At 66.5% G+C, this 19,087-nt stretch carries 24 protein-coding genes; 1 reads left to right on the forward strand and 23 read right to left on the reverse strand.

From position 1 onward, the window contains the following. Position 1: 1 nt before the first annotated feature. The 6 genes from ACWGDX_RS13030 to ACWGDX_RS13055 form a co-directional block, all read right to left on the reverse strand. Positions 2–4,420: a hypothetical protein gene (locus ACWGDX_RS13030; protein WP_453625017.1), complete on the reverse strand. Its 4,419-nt coding sequence runs from the start codon at positions 4,418–4,420 to the stop codon at positions 2–4. Between the two features lie 21 nt (positions 4,421–4,441). Then, positions 4,442–4,795 carry a hypothetical protein gene (locus ACWGDX_RS13035; protein ID WP_453625019.1) on the reverse strand — a complete coding sequence of 118 codons (354 nt, stop codon included), beginning with the start codon at positions 4,793–4,795 and terminating at the stop codon, positions 4,442–4,444. Between the two features lie 65 nt (positions 4,796–4,860). Further along, on the reverse strand, positions 4,861–5,277 hold the full coding sequence (locus ACWGDX_RS13040) for a hypothetical protein (RefSeq protein ID WP_453625021.1): 417 nt from the start codon (positions 5,275–5,277) through the stop codon (positions 4,861–4,863). Between the two features lie 92 nt (positions 5,278–5,369). Further along, the gene (locus tag ACWGDX_RS13045) at positions 5,370–5,957 is read right to left on the reverse strand and encodes a phage tail tube protein (protein WP_453625023.1); all 588 of its coding nucleotides are present in this window, start codon (positions 5,955–5,957) and stop codon (positions 5,370–5,372) included. A 64-nt stretch (positions 5,958–6,021) separates the two neighbouring features. After that, positions 6,022–6,414, reverse strand: coding sequence for a phage tail termination protein (locus ACWGDX_RS13050; RefSeq protein ID WP_453625025.1), 393 nt, complete (start codon positions 6,412–6,414; stop codon positions 6,022–6,024). Next, entirely contained in the window at positions 6,414–6,746 is a 333-nt protein-coding gene (locus ACWGDX_RS13055; protein ID WP_453625027.1) for an HK97 gp10 family phage protein, read from the reverse strand. The genes ACWGDX_RS13050 and ACWGDX_RS13055 overlap by 1 nt, the downstream gene beginning before the upstream one ends. Positions 6,747–6,784: 38 nt before the next feature. Between ACWGDX_RS13055 and ACWGDX_RS13060 the strand changes: the two genes are divergently transcribed. Then, entirely contained in the window at positions 6,785–7,114 is a 330-nt protein-coding gene (locus ACWGDX_RS13060) for a DUF4429 domain-containing protein (RefSeq protein ID WP_453625029.1), read from the forward strand. Here the strand turns inward: ACWGDX_RS13060 and ACWGDX_RS13065 are convergent. The 17 genes from ACWGDX_RS13065 to ACWGDX_RS13145 all read right to left on the reverse strand — a co-directional run bounded on the left by ACWGDX_RS13065 (position 7,104) and on the right by ACWGDX_RS13145 (position 19,079). Next, positions 7,104–7,457 carry a hypothetical protein gene (locus tag ACWGDX_RS13065; RefSeq protein ID WP_453625031.1) on the reverse strand — a complete coding sequence of 118 codons (354 nt, stop codon included), beginning with the start codon at positions 7,455–7,457 and terminating at the stop codon, positions 7,104–7,106. The two genes, ACWGDX_RS13060 and ACWGDX_RS13065, sit on opposite strands and share 11 nt — an antisense overlap. Continuing rightward, positions 7,435–8,373 (reverse strand): glycosyltransferase family 4 protein, encoded by a 939-nt coding sequence (locus tag ACWGDX_RS13070; protein WP_453625032.1) that lies wholly within the window; start codon positions 8,371–8,373, stop codon positions 7,435–7,437. The genes ACWGDX_RS13065 and ACWGDX_RS13070 overlap by 23 nt, the downstream gene beginning before the upstream one ends. A gap of 80 nt (positions 8,374–8,453) precedes the next feature. Continuing rightward, positions 8,454–9,062 carry a hypothetical protein gene (locus ACWGDX_RS13075; RefSeq protein ID WP_453625034.1) on the reverse strand — a complete coding sequence of 203 codons (609 nt, stop codon included), beginning with the start codon at positions 9,060–9,062 and terminating at the stop codon, positions 8,454–8,456. 1 nt (position 9,063) lies between these two features. Continuing rightward, positions 9,064–9,837, reverse strand: a complete 774-nt coding sequence (locus ACWGDX_RS13080) for a glycosyltransferase family 4 protein (protein WP_453625036.1) — start codon at positions 9,835–9,837, stop codon at positions 9,064–9,066. A gap of 298 nt (positions 9,838–10,135) precedes the next feature. Continuing rightward, positions 10,136–11,086: a phage major capsid protein gene (locus tag ACWGDX_RS13085; RefSeq protein ID WP_453625038.1), complete on the reverse strand. Its 951-nt coding sequence runs from the start codon at positions 11,084–11,086 to the stop codon at positions 10,136–10,138. 68 nt (positions 11,087–11,154) lie between these two features. Next, complete coding sequence (locus tag ACWGDX_RS13090) at positions 11,155–11,772, reverse strand: hypothetical protein (RefSeq protein WP_453625040.1); 618 nt, start codon at positions 11,770–11,772, stop codon at positions 11,155–11,157. Between the two features lie 134 nt (positions 11,773–11,906). Then, positions 11,907–12,689, reverse strand: a complete 783-nt coding sequence (locus ACWGDX_RS13095) for a VG15 protein (RefSeq protein WP_453625042.1) — start codon at positions 12,687–12,689, stop codon at positions 11,907–11,909. A gap of 1 nt (position 12,690) precedes the next feature. Continuing rightward, positions 12,691–14,085: a phage portal protein gene (locus tag ACWGDX_RS13100; RefSeq protein WP_453625044.1), complete on the reverse strand. Its 1,395-nt coding sequence runs from the start codon at positions 14,083–14,085 to the stop codon at positions 12,691–12,693. Positions 14,086–14,106: 21 nt separating this feature from the next. After that, entirely contained in the window at positions 14,107–15,756 is a 1,650-nt protein-coding gene (locus ACWGDX_RS13105) for a Terminase (protein ID WP_453625046.1), read from the reverse strand. Positions 15,757–15,764: 8 nt separating this feature from the next. After that, on the reverse strand, positions 15,765–16,223 hold the full coding sequence (locus tag ACWGDX_RS13110) for a phage terminase small subunit (RefSeq protein WP_453625048.1): 459 nt from the start codon (positions 16,221–16,223) through the stop codon (positions 15,765–15,767). Positions 16,224–16,250: 27 nt separating this feature from the next. Then, on the reverse strand, positions 16,251–16,682 hold the full coding sequence (locus ACWGDX_RS13115; RefSeq protein ID WP_453625050.1) for a hypothetical protein: 432 nt from the start codon (positions 16,680–16,682) through the stop codon (positions 16,251–16,253). 362 nt (positions 16,683–17,044) lie between these two features. Continuing rightward, complete coding sequence (locus tag ACWGDX_RS13120) at positions 17,045–17,500, reverse strand: HNH endonuclease (protein ID WP_453625052.1); 456 nt, start codon at positions 17,498–17,500, stop codon at positions 17,045–17,047. 293 nt (positions 17,501–17,793) lie between these two features. Then, positions 17,794–18,102, reverse strand: a complete 309-nt coding sequence (locus ACWGDX_RS13125) for an HNH endonuclease (protein ID WP_453625054.1) — start codon at positions 18,100–18,102, stop codon at positions 17,794–17,796. Further along, complete coding sequence (locus tag ACWGDX_RS13130) at positions 18,102–18,356, reverse strand: hypothetical protein (RefSeq protein WP_453625055.1); 255 nt, start codon at positions 18,354–18,356, stop codon at positions 18,102–18,104. The genes ACWGDX_RS13125 and ACWGDX_RS13130 overlap by 1 nt, the downstream gene beginning before the upstream one ends. A 5-nt stretch (positions 18,357–18,361) precedes the next feature. Then, positions 18,362–18,556 carry a hypothetical protein gene (locus tag ACWGDX_RS13135; RefSeq protein ID WP_453625057.1) on the reverse strand — a complete coding sequence of 65 codons (195 nt, stop codon included), beginning with the start codon at positions 18,554–18,556 and terminating at the stop codon, positions 18,362–18,364. Beyond that, on the reverse strand, positions 18,553–18,885 hold the full coding sequence (locus tag ACWGDX_RS13140) for a hypothetical protein (protein ID WP_453625059.1): 333 nt from the start codon (positions 18,883–18,885) through the stop codon (positions 18,553–18,555). The genes ACWGDX_RS13135 and ACWGDX_RS13140 overlap by 4 nt, the downstream gene beginning before the upstream one ends. Further along, positions 18,885–19,079 (reverse strand): hypothetical protein, encoded by a 195-nt coding sequence (locus ACWGDX_RS13145; protein WP_453625061.1) that lies wholly within the window; start codon positions 19,077–19,079, stop codon positions 18,885–18,887. The genes ACWGDX_RS13140 and ACWGDX_RS13145 overlap by 1 nt, the downstream gene beginning before the upstream one ends. Positions 19,080–19,087: the final 8 nt, after the last annotated feature.

Genomic DNA, 19,087 nt, shown 5'->3' on the forward strand with positions numbered 1-19,087 from the left:
GTCACCTCCCGTTCGGACGTGCCCGCAGGGCCGCCAGCACCTGGGCGTTCTCCTGCCGGATGACGCCGGTGAAGGTGCCCATGAGCTCTCCGGAATCCAGGACGAGCGTGCCGGTCATCTCCCCCGACCCTGCTCCACCGCCGCTACCTGCCGCGATGGATGTCAGCGCGTTTGCCTGGGCGGTGGTGAATACCGGTTCAGGTCGGCCGGTTCCGTTGAAGACTGCGGAGAGACCCTCGGGCAGGTAGCCGCCGTCGTCGTACTTGCCGGGCTGGAAACCGTAGTGGCTGGTGAATAGCTTGTCGTTCCAGCCGCGTGCCCCCTTTCCGATCACCACGCCGTCGCCACCGCGGGACTCGACATTGACGCCGCCAAGGGTGCCGGCGGTGTGGCCGACACCCGCGTTCGTGATGCCGATCTGGAAGGGGCTCTTGCCATTGAGGACCCAGCCGGGAGGTGCGGTCCGGCCGCTGAAGGCGCCGGTCGCCCAGCGGCGGTGGGGCTTCTGCCCTCGGATCTTCGATTCGATTGCGCTGACCAGGCCTGAGCAGTCCCAGCTCGGGTTGCCGTTGCCGCCCCACTGGTAGGGCAGCCCGTTCTGTGTGCGTGCCCATCGCAGTGCCGCCTGAATCCGGGGGCCGCCTACCCCTCCCGCGCCCTTCTTGTCGGCGGACTTGCTGTACCCGAAAATGCTGTCGAGGATCTTCGTCGGAATTCTCCGGATCATCTGTCCGAAATCCGTTGATGCCCCGGGGAAGTTCTTCAGCAGCGGATCCACGACATACTTGACGCCGGCGCGGGCCGATCTCTCCAGTCCGTCTGTCAGCCAGGATGCGCTCTTCTTCACGCCGTCCCACGCTGCCGAGCCGATACCCGCAGCGGTCTTCCCGATCCAGTTGAAAATTCCGCCGTCGGCAAACCTCTGCGACGGAGTGGCAGGCGGGTTGCCCCCCAGCGCCGGGGCGAGCGCAGCCTGCACGCCGGACGAACCTCTGGCCGAGGCGATGCGGTTGATGGCTTTCACGAAACCAGGGCCCACCGCGCGAGTGAACTCGGGCCGCATGATGGCCTCGCCGCCCGACAGTTCCAGGCCTCCGCCGGTGGGCGAGTAGAACTTGTGGACATCCTTCCCCGGGGTATAGCCGGGCAGAACACCTCCTGTCGCCCAGCCTTCCGTCTTCATTTTCTTGATCTTTGGCGCCCCGAACGCCGCAGCCACCAAATTCCAGGTCGGGACGATCCCCGCGTTGTAGATCTTGTCAATGATGAAACGGACCGGCTTCTTCGCGATGTCCTGAACCTTCGACCAGGCCTTACCGATGAAGTCCTTTGCCGAGTTGAAGCTGTCGCCGACCGCCTTGACGCCCTTCTTGACCTGGTCGAATGCGGGCTTCAGCGCCTTCTCCCAAAGCCAGCGCCCCTTATCGCCGATCCAGCCGAACACCGGATTGAGAACCTTGTCCCATACCCACCTTGCTGCCGTTCCAACTGCCCGGATGTCGGTTTTGAGCGCAGCGAACCAGGGCTTGATGCCGCTGTTCCACAGCCACTTCGCCCCGCCGCCAATCCAGCCGAAGACGGGCGAGAAGGCGCTCTTCCATAGCCACATCGCGGCGGCACCGATTGCCCGGAAGGCGGGTCCGATTGCCTTGTCCCACAGCCACATTGCCACGGCGCCCAGCAGCTTGACTACGGCGATGATCGGCAACAGTGCGATCACGACGATCGCCGTTAGTAGCACCGACGCGGCGGTGCCGATAAACCCGAACACCGGGCTGAGGACCGACTGCCACAGCCAGACCGCCCACCGGCCCACCGTCTGAAGAGCCGTCCATATACCGGTGAAGACTGGCTTCAGAACGTTGTTCCACGCCCACGAGGCGGCGGTCTGAATTGCCGACCAGACAGTCTGCACAAGCGCCCGGAACCAGTCGAAACGCTTGTACGCGTAGACAACCGCCGCGACCAGCGCGACGACCCCGATCGCGATCAAGGTGATCGGGTTGGCGGCCATCACCAAGTTGAAGGCGATCATGGAAAGCGTCCACAGCTTGGTGGCGATCCAGACCGAGTAAAGCAACTGGACCAGCCACGGCAGCGTCTCTGCAACGGACGCGATCCCTCGACCAAGTGCACCGAGAATTTGAAGGGCCGGCCCCGATAGTGGAGCCAGCGAATGCGACACCTGGTAAAGGCCGCTGGAGATGTCGCCAAGCGCTGCGGCCAGCACCGGCCCCATCTGCGCCGAGTAGCTCAGGAACCGTTCGAATGCAGGACTACCCTTCAAGCCGGTAGCCCACGTGGCCCACCGGCCAGTGATCTCCTGCATCCGCTGACTGATGGAATCCATGTGCGGGAGGAACGCGTCGACAACGCCGCCGATGGTTTTGAAGACATTCCCGAAGGCGACGCCGAGGCCCACGACGGCAGGCGTCACCGACCTGGCGAGGTCCGTGCGGAATGACTGCCACCACGGACTCTTGAAGCCGCGCGTCGCCTTGTCCTGCAACCTCCCTATCGCATCCGCCGCCGCCAGCACGAACGGAGTCAGCCCCGGCAGACTGTTCTTCAGCCCGTTCAGCGCGCGCGTGAAAATCGGCATCACAGCGGGCTGGAGCGACTCTGACCACGCCTTGAACGCGCCCCGCAGCGCAACGAACGCGTTGAACGTACCTCGTGCGGATGGGGTCAACTTCGCCAGCTCGGCCCGATACTTGGCCTGCGCTACGGCAGCCTGATCCACGCCCCCGGCCGCCGACAGCGACGCGGAAGTTATCTGACGCTGGGCACTTGCCACAGCCTCCGCCGCGGACTGCTGCGCCTGCGCGACATTCGCCGTGGCCTCACCGACACGTTCCTGTGCCTGCTCGACCTGCCGGGCAGTCTCCACCTGCGTGCGTGCCGCGTCGACCTGCGCGTCCCGCATCGCCCGGGTGCGATCCTGAACCTGCTCCTGTGCCTGAGCAAGGCGCTCCTGAGCCGAGCGGACGGTGTCCGACCCTTCGACGCCGGCCCGACTCGCCTCTGTGGTCTCCGCCTTCAGGCGACCCGTCTCAGTGGTCTGTTCCTTCAGACGTTGCACGGCCTGGTCGTAGGCAAGCTGCGCCCGGTCGACGTCCAGCGTCGAAGCCTTCCTGCCCGCAGCGCGGACGCGGTTCAGCTCTGCCTCGGCCTCCTGCACCCCGAGCGCCGCGTCCCGCTGCGACAGCTGCGCCCCACTCAACTGGGTGTTGAGATCCTCAAGCTCTCGGGCGGCCGCACGGCGAGCGTCCGTCAGATCCTGCTGGGCGCGGCGGGCATCCTCCTGAGAGCGGGCCAGGGACCGCTCGGCGTCCTCAATCGCCCGAGCTGCCTGGGCATTCCGCTGAGCCGCCTGCACAATCGCATCCGCGGCAGCGGTCTTCGCCTGCCGCACCTGCTGCTGAGCCTGCGCGATCTGTCGAGCGCCGTTCCGCTCCGCCACGGCAAGGGCCTGCTGCGCGCCAGCCATCTGCAGAGCACGCGATGCGCCCTGAGAAGCGGCCTGGGCGCCGCGCAGAGTCGAGTCGGCGACCGCATCCTGTGCAGCCTTCTGCGCCTGGAGGGCCCCGCCAATGCTGATGATCGCGGGCGCCGCTACAGCAGCCAGTGCACCCACGCCGACCCCGGCGGCAACGGCAGCAGATCCGATAGCGCCAATTCCTGCAGCGAGAACCGGGATCGCAGGGATCGCGGCGAGTCCACCGATGGCAACCGTGAGGTGCAGGATCGCCCCCACAGCACCCGACGTATCGACATCAACCCTTGCTCGTTTGCCATCGACGGCGTCAATCGCCGCGTGGACCGCCGCGAGCTCCGCAAGAGCGGTGGCCGTGTCAGCCCGGACCTGCACGTTCGGGTGCTTGGCACCCAAACGAGTGAGTTCAGCCTCGATGAGCCGGATTTCCGCGCGGGCCGCGCCGGCGTCAATGTCGATACCGATTCGCTGGCCCGCCAGCGTCTCCATGCGGACACGAAGAGCCTGTAGGTCCGCGTCCGCCTCGGAGGTGTCGGCGCCTATCTGGATCTCGGGCAGGGACCGGAATGCTGCCTGCAGGCGGGCGCGCAGCGCGCGCGAGAATGCGCCCGCCGTTTCGTCGCCCTGCCGAGTTGCTGCGGGGCGAGCCGTCCGGCCGCCCTGCGTGATGCCGTCCCGCATCGCGTCGCGGATGGAGGCGGTGATACGCAGAGCGATCTGCTCGCCGAGCTGCTGGCCGATCCGGGCGGCGACGGTGTCGCCGACGGCGCCAGCCATCGCGGGCCCAAATGACCGCCCGGCAGCATTGCCCGCGTCCTCGCCCGCGCGGGTGGCGGCGGGGACGAGTCCAGTACGCAGTTGCTGATAGATCCCCCTGGTGTTGGGGATGACATCGACCTCGACACTGCCGACGGTGATTGCCACGGGAGCCTCCTCCCGTGCGCGTCAGGACGCGCCGCCGCCATTGATCATGTTGAAGAGGAAGTTGGCATGCTCATCTGTCAGCGCCTCACGGGCCTTCGATGTACCCACACCCGGACGTCGCATCGGCTCCGGCCGCTTCGGCTTACGCCCCTTGCCGTCCGAGTTGGCCACCACGGTGATGTACTGGAGATCCCGCAGCCCGTCCGAGATTCCTGCCAGCAGCTGCTCGATCTGCGACCAGCGGCCCTTTTCGGGCTCGCCCTTCCGGGCGAGCTGCTCGTGCTCTTCCGCCGTCATCGCGTTACGCAGCGCTGTCATCGTCGCGGACTCCGGAGGCAACCGCTCGATGAGCACGCGCAGACGGCGGACTGTCATCTCGCCCCGCCAGTAGGCGTCGATCTGATCCGCGTCTCGCGGGTAGTACCAGGCGAGATCGCCCTCTAGCGCCTCCGCGTGCGCCTTGACGACCTGGCGGGTCCACGCGATTTTCCCTGGGGCTCGCCAGAGAGATTTCCTGCGTCCTCGATGAAGAGGTTGATCTCGTCGAGAGTCGGGTCAATCTCCTCGTAGAGTTCGTAGTCCTCTTCGTGGAGCACCGCCTCCATGAAGCCGTCGAAGTCCCCCTGCCGGAGGATTCTCTGAGCAGACACAGGCCATGCCCCGGCAGGGATGACGCGCAGGCCTTCACCGCAGAGCGCGACGGTGATGTACGTGCCAGTGGCCTCCGCCTCCTGGGCCTCGGCAGCGTCGAGCTCGCCATCAGCAAGCGGCTCGTGCACGGATGGGGCCAGTTCGCGTGGCGTGCGGGCGGCGGTCTTGCGGGGGGTACTGCTGGTTTTGCGGCTGGTCGCAGCCATCGGCGCGGGCCTCCTCAATCGTGGCGCGGGCAAGGGGAGTGAAGGATGGGCGGGCCGGGCCCGCGCCAGCAGATGTGACCCACCCATCCGGTTCAGGAGAGCGGATCGGCCGGCGTGAGCGGCAGCTTGTCGACGTGGTACACGGTGTTACCGGCCTCGTCCGGGTACGTCGTGATCGTCCACTCGAAGCCCGAGATCTCGTCCTGCTTGTACGTGACGTCAGACCTCTCGCTGATTTCGCCCTGCGGCACATAGAAGCCGCGGTAGTTGTCGCCGTCGACAACCAGAAACCAGAACGCACGCCGGTCCGGCACGGGTGACGCGGTCTCCGCGAACTTCGTGAGACCGTCGACGTCCGGCTCCAGATCCGCCTCGTCCAGCCGGTAGTGGAGACTCATGACCGCTGTGCGGGAGGTCTCCCACATCGTCGCGGAGAACGTGCGCACCGACTGAGTGATCTGGGTGCGGAACGGGCTGGTGAGTCCCCACGGCGTGAATGCCTGAGACTCCTCGTCCCAGCCGTTGACGAGTCCGTCGTCAGAGATCGCGCCCAGGGCGGCCCACGGATCCCCCGGCTGATCCAGCGGAGACGCCAGCGCAGGCGTCCCCACCGGAGCCACCCAGGCCCCTCCGTTCGCACCGACCATCGTGAGATCCGCGGCGCGGGTGATGTTGACCATGATGTCTCCAGACATGGAAAAGCCCGCGCACGGGCGGGAAAGGGCACGGCGCGGGCCCGACCGGTCAGGAGACCGGGTGGAAAAACAGCTCGTAGGTGGCGCCAAGACGGCGCAGGTTCGGATTTTCGTAGGGGCGCCACGAAGGCGCCGAGACTGTGCGGACTCGCCCGAACACAGCCGTTTCCGTCACGGTCCCCGGCAGTTGGGTCAGAAGCGCCCCGCGCGCCAGGGCCATCAGCTCCGAGGCGGCCAGGCGGGTTGCTGCATATCCGTTGAGGTCGATCAGGGCCCGATCCAGGCGGAGCCCGTCGTCATCCCCGCCAACCCGTTGGATCTGGAGAACGGGGAGTTTTTCGACGAGGGCGGCGGGTAGGTCGGTCAGAGTTCGCACGGACAGGGTCGACTTGAACCAGGCGACGAGGGCAATCTCCACGTCGACACTGCCAACGTCGGCCATCAGTTCCGACCACCCGTCTGAGCGGCGCGCAGCATGACGTGTCGGCCGACTACCTTCTCCGACCCGTACTCGACCCAACGGGCGTAGTAGGCGCGGTTCGTGACTGTCGCGGTCGCGCGATCGCGTTTCCGTCCGCCATGCGCTGTGGAGGTCACCATGATCGACCCCTTGTAGAGACCTGGATGAGGATCGCCGGGAGGCGTCCCGACCGGCGCAGCCGATTCCGCAACGGCCTTGATCTTGCCTGCGCGGCGGACCATCTCTGCCTGGATCATCGGCGAACGAAGGAGCTGTCCGATGCCTTTGTGTGACCCACGAAAGCGTGCTGCCATTAGGATCCGCCTCCTCGACTCGCATAACAGGGGGCGGCATGGAAGCCAAGGGCGTACTGGGATCCATCAAGTTCGACGGCGAATGGATCACCATCACGAAGAAGGACGTGGGGCAACAGGCGCGGGAGTTCCGCATACGCGCGGCCGATGTCACAGGCACCCGGCTCAAGCCGGGGACCCGCCTCTTCCACGGGTATGTGCAGTTCGTTCTGCCTGGCAGCGCGCCAGCCGCAGAGTCCAAGAGCCTGCTCACCGGCGGGCGGCCACCGCACTCGGACCCGCACAGCCTGTCCATCCGGCGCAGCGCCAACAAGGCAGCTGCGGCACTGGTCGCAGCTGTCGAGCGGGCTCGGCCTGTCAGCCCGTGACGACAATCAGGGCTGCGACGACCGGTCCCGTCGACCCAGTGAAGGGCGATCGGAACCCACCCGGCTGCCCATAGACGTCGTACAGGACATTGCCGATGCGCACCCTATCTGTGGGGCGAATGTCCGTCCCGTAGGGTGCGTACAGGTTCACCCCGGCCAAAACGGTGTCGCGCGCGTCGACGATTTCGTTGGCGCCCGCGCCGGTTCCGTCCCTCGGCTCCAGCGCGCAGCCGTGCACGACGATCTCGTCGGGCGGACCGGGAACATCGTTGCCGTAGTTGTCCTCGGTGGAAGCGCCGGGGCGCACGATTGTGACGGTGTCACCCTCGGGAAGAACCCGCATTGGCCACCTCCTCCACGGCGTCGCACCAAGCGGCCAAATCCGCGCCCGGATCGAGTTCGGCGCTTCGGGCCTTCGCTCTCTTCGACGCCAAGGCGTACTCCGAGCGATTTTCAAGCTTGCGGAGGACTGCTTCGTAGCCGTCGATGTCGGCGCGTTCGACAAAGATCCCGCCGTCGCCGAGGGACTCGCACAACCCTGGCGTCGGATGAGCAACGACAGGGATGCTGCTCGCGAGGGCCTCAACGCCGGCCCGACCCCACGACTCGTAGGCGGAGGGCATGAGGAGGATCCGGGTGCGCGCATACACCTTGTCCCTCATGCTGTGTCCGTCCATGTGGGGCACGGTCTCAACGTTGGGCAGGTCATCCAACGGGACCTGTTCGTCGTAGCCGCCCGTCACCGCAAGGAACCGCGTGTCAGGCATCCGCTCAGCCAGCCGGCGCAGAACTTCGCCGCCCTTGGCTTTGCTGTGGTTGATCAGGGTGATGCGGTCCCCGCGCTTCTTGGTGGCGTACTCTGCGGCAGTCACAGGCGGGCGGACAACCAGCGACCTGGAGGGCCGGACGCCTTCTGGGTGGTCGACGAAGTGAATGTCCGCTGCGGTCCGCATCCATTCGCTGTTGTAGACGGCCAGAGCGGTTGCGCCGGCCGCTACGTTGCGGAAGGTCTCCGGAAACGTGTTGTGGCAGATCACCCCGAGCGGTTTCCCGTACCCGCGGGCAAGCGCTGCGGTTGGCGGGACGTTCTCCAGGTGGGACAAGGTGATAGATGAGTGGCGCACAGCCGACGCGAAGTCCAGGCGCGCGCCGAGTGGTACGACGCGGACCCCGTCGTACTCGTACTCCTTCACGCCTCGCTCGAAGCGGGACAGCCACACCGACACATCGTGGCCACGCTCCACCAGCGGTCGGAGCATCGCAACCAGCATGTGCTCGGCGCCCGCGTTGTGCTGCGGAGGCATGGCGTGGACTCGGGCGACTACCCGCAGGGGCGCGGTCACTGGAACCTGACCATCGACATGCCCGACGTTCGCCGGTAGCGCGCCAGGATCCGGCGGTCGCCCTCGCCCAGCACCACGGCGGTCCCGATGCTGGACCCATCTGTACGGTAGCTGTATGGACCGATCGACTCACCCGTCACCCCGCCGGCCAAGGACGGTGCCGTCAGCGTCCGCAAAGCCATGGCGGCCACAACCGCTATCACGTTGGACGGCACGCTGTCGGTGCCGTGGCTGTAGACCACCCGGTACGTGCCCGGGTAGGCGTCGAGGTCGTCTTCGTACCACAGCTCAGGAAGGTTGATAACCGGACTGTCTGAGGACGTTCGGACAATGTCCAGGCCGTCCCAACGCCAGCCGACGACGGGCAGGTCGGGGGCTCCGCCAGCGCCAACGGCGACAACCGATGTCACGGCGAGTACTGGCCGCTGTGGCAGCCGGATCTCGCCCTGCTGGGAGCGGACGATGAGCGTCTCGCCATCCGTGCGGCTGAAGTCCTGGCCCGTGAATGCCCGCACCAGTGCTGAGGCGTCCGCCAGGAGGGCTTGCGCTCGGGCAACCTCCGGCGATGTCAGGGGGCGCCCGATGCGGTCTTCCAGAGCTGTCACATCAGCGAGAGGATCCACGTTTCGCCACCCCCTCCATGGCCGCGCACCAGACGTCAAGCTCCGCCGACGGGTCGAGGCCCGCCGCGCGCGCTAACGCCGCCTTTGACGCTTTCGGGAAGGCGGCCTGCGTCGTCAGATGTTTGATCACCGACTCCCAGGCGTCCAGGTCGTCGCGGTCGCAGAACGTGCCCGCGTCTCCGAGAGACTCCATGAGACCCGGTGTCGGGTGAGCAATCACGGGGATCCCAGAACACATGGCCTCAACTGCCACCCGGCCGTAGGACTCGTAGGAGGAAGGCGCAAGCAGGATCCGTGTCCGCGCGTACACGTCCTTCGCCATCCGGTCTCCCGGCGTGTGCGGGACGATCTCTACGTTGGGCAGGTCCCGAATGATCTGCTCTCCGTAGCCGCCGACAACTCCCAGGAACTTTCGGCGGGGCATTCGCTCGGCAAGCGCGTAAAAGGTGTTGGCGCCCTTCTCCGCGGTGAGGTTGATCAGGGTGATGCGGTCGCCCGGGGACGCTTGGTAGTCGGCGACTGCGACTGGGGGGTGGACTGTGATGCCCCACGGCATGGGCCGGTCGCCGCGGTGAATTTTCCACCACGCTTCAGCGTCGGCGCGCATCCAGTCCGTGTTGTACACGACCAAGGACGGGCTGCCCTTGAACAGCCATGTCTTCGATTTCTCGTAGGCGTTGTGCAGCAGGTGAGCGACCGGAATCCGGTTCAACTCCCCGAGAATGGAGGCGCGAGGAGTGTTCTCCAGGTGCGTCACGATCACCTGTGCGCGCCTGTCTCCCCGCATCCACGGCCCAGGATCCGCCTTACCTCGATACGGGTGAACGGCCACCCCGTCGAGCTGGTAGGGCACTGACGAGGAAGCTGGTTGCGACAGAAGGACATCCACCTCGTGGCCGCGGACCACAAGCTCCCTCAGGAGGCTATGTGCCGCCCACTCGGCGCCCGCATTGTGGGCCGGTGGGTAGGCGTGAAACATCGCCAGGACCCGCAAGAGGAACTCCGATCTGTCGCAGGGGCGGCCGGCCCGTGCAAACCGGCGCGCCGACCGTGGATCAGGAAGCGGCGGTGGTCGACTGGACCACGCCGAAGGGGCTGCGGGTTGCCGAGTTGGTGTTCAGGCGGGTCGCCGGGTTGGCCGTGGCGAACGCCACCCGCATCACGACCCGCATCGCGACCGAGTCCTGCTGCATGAGGTTGAGGATGACCTTGCCGTCGTCGTCGGAGATGACACCCTCGGTGAACATCTTGAAGCTGATGTCCTGGCGCATTCCGACGATGGCCTTCCGCCAGTCGCCCATCAGCAGCTCGGCCTCCGAGGTGTCCCACGCACCGTTGGTCAGCTCGGACATCGGGTACCCGTACAGGGTTCCGCCCGGGGTGCCCTGGAGGTTCGGCTGGTAGATCGGCACACCCTGGTCGGAGCGGATGCCGTTCAGCTTCCAGGTGAGGCCGGGCCGGGACATGAACCCGTTCACCGCGAAGCCGTCCGCCGCAACCTTCTCGGCGACCGAGGCCACGTCGACCGCGAAGTCGGCGCCAGCACCCGAGATGACGGCGTTGCCAGCCGCCACCGCAGACTGGTAGACGGCTGTGGGCCACGTGGACGGCTTGTCGGTCCCGAAGAGGGCCGCACCATCCAGCTTGGCGCCGATGGCCTCGACGAGGCGGGGACGCACCTGCTCCCAGATGGGCATCTGGGCGTCGTCGAGGTACGCCTCGGGGATCGGGACGATCGCCGCGATTTCCTCGACGATGAGGTCGACGTTCTTCCAGTCCTGCGCCGAGGTCTGCTTGAGACCGGTGTCGCCGCCCACGAAGTACGCGATCGGCATGACGTCGAGGACCGGCTGCCGCTGCGTGCGCGTCGACATCGGCACCTGCGCGGCCCGCTGGAGGAGCGCCGAAGCCGCCGGCATCTCCTGGATGATCTGCGCCGACACGGGGGTCGGCACCAGCGGGTCGTTGCTGGCGTCACGGCTGATGAGCTGGTTGTACGTGGCCATGGGATCTCCTTACGGATGGGCAGCTGGCCCGGACCCATGGCGGGGTATTCCGGATGCTGCGTGCTAGGTCAGGTGTTGCGGCCGGCCAGTTGCCGGATCCACTGATCCGGGGTGGTGTCGGCCGTACTGGATGCCGGGGCGGCGCCGGGGGTCAGGGACTCCACGGGCCGCTGCTGCGCCGGGGCGGGCTCGGCCGGCTTGAGTCGCTCGGCGAGCACCTCGGCTCGGGCGTTGATCTCCTCGTCTGTTCCTGTTCCGAGGAGGTCGATTAGCTCCGGAGGGATGTTGTGCGAGGCCGCGGCCAGCAGGCGGGCGTTCGTGGCCTGCATGTCGGCGAGCTTCTGCTCGTAGGTCTGCGCCCGCTCGGTGGCTTTCTGGATCTCCGTCTTCTGGGCGTCCTCGACCTCCTGGTACTTCTTGGCGGAGGTTCGGAGCTGCTCGATCTCGTCCTTGGACTTGAAGCCGAGCGCACCCAGGTGCTTGTTCTCGTGCTGGCGGGCCAGGGCCTTCCACTTGGTCGCCTCGGACTCCCAGTCCGTCACTTCGGCCTTGCCGTCAACCGCCTGGGTGGGCGACGTCGGAGGGGCCGGCTGGGGCGCCCGGGCGGGAATCTGCCCTGCGGCTACCGCTTCGGCGGGGGTCGGGACGGCCGGCGTGGCGCCTGCCTCCGGGCTGTTCTCGGGCATCTTTGACTCCCATGTCGGGATGGCGCCTGCCTGTCGGCTGACGCGGAGGTGGGCATGCAAATGGCGCCCACCGTGTCGGCGAGCGCCATGTTTTTGCTGGGTGGGCCGCCTGTCAGCGGTCCGGGCGAAGAGGGCTAGGGTCGGTCGGGTGCTGTGTAGGCGGCCCGGCCTTCTGCTTGCCACCAGCGGCGGAACGCGTTGACCGCGTGCTTCCCGCCATGGCCCCGTGTCTGCTGGAGCCAGTCCTCGTAGAGCTTCTCGGCTACACCAACAAACGGCTCGTCAAGAGTGAACGCAGGCCACGCCTGGCAGTTACAAAGATCGTGGTACCTATTGCCACCTTGGCGGGGGTCACCAGCGGTCTTGGCGGTCTTGTACACCGGCCCGCGGGAGGCGAGCATTGCGCACCAGGCACACGGGTCGTTGTCCGTCACCCGCGAGTAGCCGGTGGCGCGCTCATCACGGTCGATGGACTGGTTCATCACCGATCTGCCGGCTTCGAGCGCCAGGTACTGGGATGAGCCGACCATGCGGACCGCGGCGGCGTCCACCGCCTGCGAAGGTGTCTTCCCCGCGGCAATGGCCCTCTTGAACTCGACGGGGCCGGTGATGTCGAGGGTTCGGAACAGTTCGTCGTCGGTAAGCAGTTTTGGCGGGGAGGGGATGAACAGGTCATCCGCTACCCCTGAGGACTCCCTGGCTTCCGTGTACGCCTTCTGCGCCAGGGAGGCCGACTCGACTCTCGCCTGACGGACCTCGGTGGCCAGCAAGGAGCGGAGAGTCGGCCACATGGCGTCGACCTGCGCCGGATGCACCAAGTCCCGCCAGGTCCGTGCAATCTGGCGGACCAGGCGAGCGGAGATCAGGGCCTGTCGGCGCCGGTACTGGAGCGCCAGTCGGGCGCTCAGTCCAGCCACGTCAGGCCGCCGGGGGCAGTTCGGCCTCCGGCGGGGCTGCGGTGAGCGCCGGCGGGGGCGCCATCTGCTTCTCGATGATGCCGTTCAGCCGGTTCATCGCGTCCCCCTCCTCTGCGGCCACCTTCCAGCGGCCCACATCGGTCTGGGTGACACCTGGTACGCGCTCCCACAGCTCCTGCGGGGGCACGCCGAGCATCGTGACCAGCTTCCCGAGGGCGTCAACAGTCTGCGCCAGAGACCTCGCTGACGTGTCACGCCAGACGACCTGGGCGGCCGTGTCGTTCCAGGCGTCCGTGTCCTTCGCGGCAAGGGCGGCCAGGCGGAGCGTCTGCTCCCAAGATTCACCGAAGAGCGACTCGCGTTCGTCGATCTTCCGGTCGAGTCCGTCACGGGCGGCGGCCAGGGCCTCTGCCGACAGGTTCACCATCTGCCCGAGCAAGTGATAGGGGGGTACCTGCGACAGTGTGGAGATGTGCCGGATCGTCGCCTCGCGGGAGTTGAGGTACCCACCAAGGTCTGTGGCCCCGAACTCCCCGAACTTCGTATCCGCGTCCTCCGCGACGAACAGGCCGTCCACGCGGGAGCGGAAGGGCTCCAGGGGGTTGCCCTGTTCATCCTGAGGCGGAGCCATCCCAGTGACCCAGCGCTGCCTGAAGGCGGCGTACTGCTGGGCCATCAACAGGTTGAACGTCGTCATGTTCAGCTGGTCCTGGGCATCGATGAGCGGCTCGATCTCGCCGAGCACGCCGTCGCCGTCCAGGTCTTCGGTGTTGACGAACCGCACGACCGGGCACACGCCCAGACCATGCGTCATGATGGCATCGGCGCCGTCCATGGCCAGTTCGGACCCGTCAGGCTTCCCGCGCAGCGTGTACCGGGCCTGATTGTCATAGACCCGCACCACGCGGCGCTGGCCATCCGCGGTGTTCTCCAGCCGGTCCTCGATCGCGTAGATCGGCCACTCGTCGTTCACAGGGTCCGCGTACACCGCGGTCATCCGGCGCGGACTGAACGGCGTGATCACAGGGACCGGCTTGCCGGGCATCACGAGGGCGTACGCCGCACCGTAGGTCAGCGCCGCCCTGTGGACCCCGTGCTGGCGGGCGTCCAGGCGATTCGCCTGCCACACCTCCCACGGCGAGGCGTTCTCGTCCTTGCCAGCGGGGCGGTAGCCGTCCACATACAGGTTCTGGGCCACCACGGTGACGATCAGCGGGAGGATCTTGACCTTCGCCCGCTCGACAAGCCACCGATACTCAGCGCGCGCACCCTTCGGGACGTACACCGAGTCGTGCTTGCCGCCCATGTAGTTCTTGATCCGCTGTAGCCGCGGCTGCTCCAACTCCCGGAGCGTCAGCAGGCGACGCGCTGTGGAGATCGCATCCTCGTTCGACATCACCACGCGCCACCCACCTCCTCACGCAAACCCGTGAACCCGGCCTGTTCGCTGCCGCTTCTTCTGCCGCTTCGCCCAATCCGGCGACGCAAGCAACGCTCGTCGCGCCATGTCGGCCAGCTGCATGGCGGCAAAACCGTCGACCTTCTTCGGGGACTCACGCGACTCCTTGCCGAAGCTGACGCCCCAACGGTTCGGGCGCCGGCGCGCGTTGCCGACATGCCGGTTCAGCGTCGGATGATCGGTGTGCGGCAACTTGCCATCTCGGATGGCCTGCACCAGCGCTTCGGTTGCCAGCGTCAACTCCTGCTGCCGGCCGCGCATGTCCCAGCCAACCGCAGCCTTCGGGGAGGCCCGCACCACTAGTTCGTCCCGGTAGGTGTCGGCCCACTCGTCGATGTACGACTCCCAGAGCTTGACGTCGGCGAAGAACGCCCGGACCTGCCAGCGCCCGAAGGCGTGCGCAACCAGGTCGGAGACCTGCTTGCGGTCGACCTCCCAGCCCTTCGCTAGCGGGCCTTCCGGGCGCTCCCAGATCCCCAGCGGCTGCACCAGGCGGTCCGACACGCGCATCGCAATCAGCGCAGTCGCGTCGTCCGACTTGCCGCCGTCGAAGCCGAGGACGATGTCGTCGCCGTCATCGAGCCGCAGATCCGACGTGCACTTGGTCCACTCGGCGGGATCCAGTAGGGCATCCTCTGCGGCAACCGGCTGGTTCAGCCAGTACCGGCGCGAGTCCGAAGGCGCCGACTGCGGATCCCAGATCTCGGCGATGATGCCGTCCAGATCCATCCAAGCCGCAGCGGGCCCGTATGCCTCTTTCAGCCCGGCCAGGAGTGCATCGCGATCACCCAGGTCGGTTCCGTCCTTAGCCTGCCGGTGATCGAAGAGCAGGCCAGCCGCGTCAGCGTCGCGGATACGCCCTTCCTTGATCGCCTTGTAGTAGGCGTGCGTGGCTTCGGCAACCGAGTCCTGTCCGGGCTCGTACATCGTCGACGTCTCAAGGGACCACGGTTGCGCCGCGAACCGCTTGCGGAGATTCCGCAGCACCGTCTTGTGCATCTTCCGCAGCTCGGGCGTGATGTAGAGGTGAGTCTCATCGAAAACCGTGAAGGTTTCCTTGCCGCCATCCTTGGCGCCGGCCGAGGATGTCGACGGCGCGATTTCACCACGTTGCTGATGCAGGATCACTCGGCTTGACGACGCGGTCGACTTTCCGAAGTCGATGCCGGGAAACTCGTCACCGAAGTGTTCGGCAACGTGCTCCATCATTACGGTGACGTTGTCGTAGGTGTTCCCGGACTGGCCTTCTTCGGTGGCCATGCACCGGATGTTGGGCGACCGGACCGGTCGCCCAACAGGATCACCGTTCGCGTCCCATCCCGCGAAGCGGACGGGGAACAGCGCCTCAGCACACACGAGCATCCCGGCGATCTCGGACTTCGCGCGCCCCTTTGCCCTCGACAGGAATGCCCGGCGATAGACGCGCTGCCCTGTCTCTGGCTCCAGGCGGTATGCCTTGACGATGAAGGCGTAGAACTCGTCATCGAGGTCGATATCCTCGCCCATGACATCGCCAGGGCCATGGCAGAGGTACTGCTCGATGTGCTCGACGATCTCGTGCCCGAGAGAGGGGAACTCGCCGTCGTACTGGGGCCCGCGCCACGGCATGGCACCCCCTACCCGACATCCTCCGACACGATCCGCAGGTTCTTGCGACGATCCGATGTTGAACGTGGCGTCTCGGTCGGGACCTGGCGGTCTGCCGGCGTCTCGATTTTCATCTTGAGGCGCATCCGATCCTCCGGCGTCGCCCCGTACTTGGCGGCCCGCAGCCGCACCTCGGAAGCGAACTCCCAGCGCCCCTTCGTCCACATGACGTGGTGCAGAAGCGCCGTGTCCAAAAGGAAGTCCCAGTCCGTCGCGACGAATGTCTGCGACTGCGGCGAGCAACGCCATGTCTCCCACCACCGCACCGTCATCGGGTGCCACGACTCCTGGTCGGGCAGCACTCCCTCCGGCAGGTGATCCCCGCGGGCGGCGCCGTCATCCTCCAGCCGCTGCATCTCGGCGTCTCTGGACTTGGCGTCCCGCGCTCGGGAGCGCGTCTCCTTCGGAGCGAATCCACGACCAGCCATTGGGGATCACCCCCTCCGGCAGACCGTTCAGCTCAACGAAGCAATCAGCGGACTTAGATCGGCAAGGACCAGTGGGGCGTCCTCGTACCGGCTGCCCATCGCGATGTATCGGCCCCGGTCGTACACCTCAACAGCCATCTCACCGCAGCGGATCCTCCGTCCGCGGCCGACGACCCCCCGGCCCCAGATGTGCAGCCCGGATCCGGAGGCCGAGACCTCTACGAACGTCGGGCCGGCCTGCGTCAGGATCCGCTCAGCCCATCCGGCGAGCCGCCCGTCGACGAGGCAGTGGTCCAGGTCGATGCAGACGATGCCGTCTTCGGCTGTGAGTACGAAGCCGGGGCCGGCACCGACCTTGGATCGTGCGATCTGGCGACGCGTCGTCCACGTTGACGGATCCGTGCTGGATGCGATTGAACCGGTTGCCGTCAGCGGGACCTTCGACTTCGAACGACGCACCCACTGGCGGCGCCTCGCCATCTCAGCCGGGACACCCTGCGTGTGCCGACGTGCCCGATAGGCGGCTTGGCGGCACCGATTCGAGCAGGTCCGCGCCAAGCTCCCCGCAGGCAGTGCGGCACCACAACGGGGGCTGGCGCACTGCGCGGAGGTCGGCTTCGACATGCATCCAGACTACCTGTCGCGTTACACCTTTGCCTACCGGACCAGCCATATCGCCTTAGTCGAATTGGGCGACAGGATCCGGAGGGCCGACGGCCTGGAAGGCGCCGACATCCCCGCAGGTCAGAGCTTGATCAACAAGTCCCAGTGTTGCGCAGGCTGGGCATGGCTAACCAGTCCGATCCGCAGATTTAGATGATCTAGGAGTCTCCCCCCAGGGTGATCTTGGCCGAGTAAAAGCCATGATCCACAAGCTCGCGATCATCTTCGACTCGATCACCCTTGCGACTGTTGCATCCCAGGTGGGCGGCCTGGACGTTGGTCATGGCATGCAGTCCGCCCTTGGCAAGGGGGATGACGTGGTCGACCGACGGGCTGAGCGAAGCCGGCCATGCAACCGCAGGGTCGATGGGCTGCAGGCAGAGCTGGCACACCCACCCGTCGCGGTCCAGCACGGCGCGCGGGGCGAACGCCTCCACCAGGGCGGCCTGCAACCGGGCCCGCCGCAGCGCGTCCGTGCGCAGGGCCCGCGCGGGGTACACCTGCCGCCAGTGGCCGTGCGTTGTCAGTCGCTTGAGCTGTGACCGGCGGTCGTAGTCGCGATGCTGAGCTGCGAGCTCCGTATCGGCGCGACGGGTTCGCATGTAGTCACGCATGCGATCAGCCTTGAGTCGCTTCACACACTCGGGCTTCCCGCACTGCTTGCGGAGCGCACTGGCCATGAGGTCGCCGCACACGACGCAGGGTCGCTGCACTTGCTGGGCCTCAGCACTCGCTCGCGCTTGCTGCTGGCGGCGTTGAGCTGTGCCGTTCTCTCGCTCGCGTGCGCTGCGGGCTCGGTTCTTACAGGCGGTCGAGCAGTAGGTGGGCAGCGGGCCGCCCTTGCGGTCATCTCGCTCGATGGGTTGAGCGCAGATTGGGCAGCTCTTCATCTGCCCATTGTTTCAACTCAGCTGATGATTCCGGGGTGTTGTTCTCGGGGTCTTTCTTTGGGTGGTTTGGCGTGTGCAAAAGTGCTGGCTTCTTTGCCGGTCTTCTGTGCGTGATGCCAGCGGCAGAGGGACTGGAGGTTTGAGTGCTGCTCGCCTCCACCCATGGAGACGGGGATAATGTGGTCGACCTCGCTGGCCGGCTCGACGCACTTGCCGCCAGTGGATACGTCCCATTGGCACATCCAGTTGTCGCGCCTGAGGATGGCCTGGCGTGTGCGATCCCAGCCTTTGGGCATGGGTGCTGTCCGCCGGCCTTGGCTGCCCATCAGCCATCCACCTTGCTGTCGCGCAATGCCTTCGCATGCTGGCCTGGGTATGTACCAGTGCTGCGTTTGTGGAGGAGGTTGCAGTAGCCCTGGGCTTTGCCGGGCATGTGTTTGTCGAGGAGTGTGACGCAGCGGTCGAAGTCGCCTGGGGTGTTCCATGCGATCTTGATTCCGCCTGGTCCGGTGGTCCAGTACTCGCGGAGTTTCTCTGCTGCCTTGAAGTCGGCTGGTGTCGCTTCCTGGCCAGCGGCCATTGCTCTCACGCTCCTTCGACGTGCTCGTCTTCTGGTTCGTCGAGGCGTTGGATGCTGCGGATGCGGCTGGCGGGGATGGCGAGTGCGGTGCCGAAAGGGTCGTTGAACACGGCCCAGCCGGCGGTGAGGTCGATGGTGAGATGTTCGTCGTCGACCACCAGGTCGTCGGCCTTGTCCAGTTGGATGGCGTAGGCGGTCACAGTGCAGCGGCCCGTGCGGTGGCTTGTGCCCGTGCGACTTCGGCCATGACCATCTCGTGGAATCCGGTGAGGTCAGGTTCGACCCGGAGCCGCACGACGTTGCCGTCGGCGGCGTCGTTGAGGTCGCTGAGGGCGATCTCGTTCGCGGGGATGTCGATGGTTTCGCTGAAGCAGAGGATGTGGCGTGCGCCGGTCCGCTCGGCGCTGTCGTTGGGCCAGCGGGCGATGTCGTCGGCGGTGGCCTCGTCGACTTGGTCGATGATGAGTAGGTATGGCGGCCGGTCGTCTCCGGCGCCTTCGGGGAGTTCGAGGATCTGCAGGCGAGCCATCAGCCGGTCACCGCCTTCACGGTGACGTCCTCGGTGAGGATGATGCTGAGGACATTGATGACGGGGACGTAGGCGACGATCCGGCCGTCAACGTCGAGGAAGCGGTACTCGCTTCCGTCGACGTTCTGCTCGACCTCGGCGGCGACGACGGGTGCTTTCATCCCGTTGTCGAAGGTGATGAAGTAGCGGGCCATGGGCGCGG

This window comes from Streptomyces sp. NPDC055025, from assembly GCF_053608565.1.

Excerpts from the sequence above, each read along its gene's own strand:
- ACWGDX_RS13035 (WP_453625019.1), bottom strand. The coding sequence starts at position 4,795 with ATGACAGTCCGCCGTCTGCGCGTGCTCATCGAGCGGTTGCCTCCGGAG.
- ACWGDX_RS13040 (WP_453625021.1), bottom strand. The coding sequence starts at position 5,277 with ATGGCTGCGACCAGCCGCAAAACCAGCAGTACCCCCCGCAAGACCGCC.
- ACWGDX_RS13045 (WP_453625023.1), bottom strand. The coding sequence starts at position 5,957 with ATGGTCAACATCACCCGCGCCGCGGATCTCACGATGGTCGGTGCGAAC.
- ACWGDX_RS13050 (WP_453625025.1), bottom strand. The coding sequence starts at position 6,414 with ATGGCCGACGTTGGCAGTGTCGACGTGGAGATTGCCCTCGTCGCCTGG.
- ACWGDX_RS13055 (WP_453625027.1), bottom strand. The coding sequence starts at position 6,746 with ATGGCAGCACGCTTTCGTGGGTCACACAAAGGCATCGGACAGCTCCTT.
- ACWGDX_RS13060 (WP_453625029.1), top strand. The coding sequence starts at position 6,785 with ATGGAAGCCAAGGGCGTACTGGGATCCATCAAGTTCGACGGCGAATGG.
- ACWGDX_RS13065 (WP_453625031.1), bottom strand. The coding sequence starts at position 7,457 with ATGCGGGTTCTTCCCGAGGGTGACACCGTCACAATCGTGCGCCCCGGC.
- ACWGDX_RS13070 (WP_453625032.1), bottom strand. The coding sequence starts at position 8,373 with ATGCTCCGACCGCTGGTGGAGCGTGGCCACGATGTGTCGGTGTGGCTG.
- ACWGDX_RS13085 (WP_453625038.1), bottom strand. The coding sequence starts at position 11,086 with ATGGCCACGTACAACCAGCTCATCAGCCGTGACGCCAGCAACGACCCG.
- ACWGDX_RS13090 (WP_453625040.1), bottom strand. The coding sequence starts at position 11,772 with ATGCCCGAGAACAGCCCGGAGGCAGGCGCCACGCCGGCCGTCCCGACC.
- ACWGDX_RS13100 (WP_453625044.1), bottom strand. The coding sequence starts at position 14,085 with ATGTCGAACGAGGATGCGATCTCCACAGCGCGTCGCCTGCTGACGCTC.
- ACWGDX_RS13105 (WP_453625046.1), bottom strand. The coding sequence starts at position 15,756 with ATGCCGTGGCGCGGGCCCCAGTACGACGGCGAGTTCCCCTCTCTCGGG.
- ACWGDX_RS13110 (WP_453625048.1), bottom strand. The coding sequence starts at position 16,223 with ATGGCTGGTCGTGGATTCGCTCCGAAGGAGACGCGCTCCCGAGCGCGG.
- ACWGDX_RS13120 (WP_453625052.1), bottom strand. The coding sequence starts at position 17,500 with ATGCGTGACTACATGCGAACCCGTCGCGCCGATACGGAGCTCGCAGCT.
- ACWGDX_RS13125 (WP_453625054.1), bottom strand. The coding sequence starts at position 18,102 with ATGGGCAGCCAAGGCCGGCGGACAGCACCCATGCCCAAAGGCTGGGAT.
- ACWGDX_RS13130 (WP_453625055.1), bottom strand. The coding sequence starts at position 18,356 with ATGGCCGCTGGCCAGGAAGCGACACCAGCCGACTTCAAGGCAGCAGAG.
- ACWGDX_RS13140 (WP_453625059.1), bottom strand. The coding sequence starts at position 18,885 with ATGGCTCGCCTGCAGATCCTCGAACTCCCCGAAGGCGCCGGAGACGAC.
- ACWGDX_RS13145 (WP_453625061.1), bottom strand. The coding sequence starts at position 19,079 with ATGGCCCGCTACTTCATCACCTTCGACAACGGGATGAAAGCACCCGTC.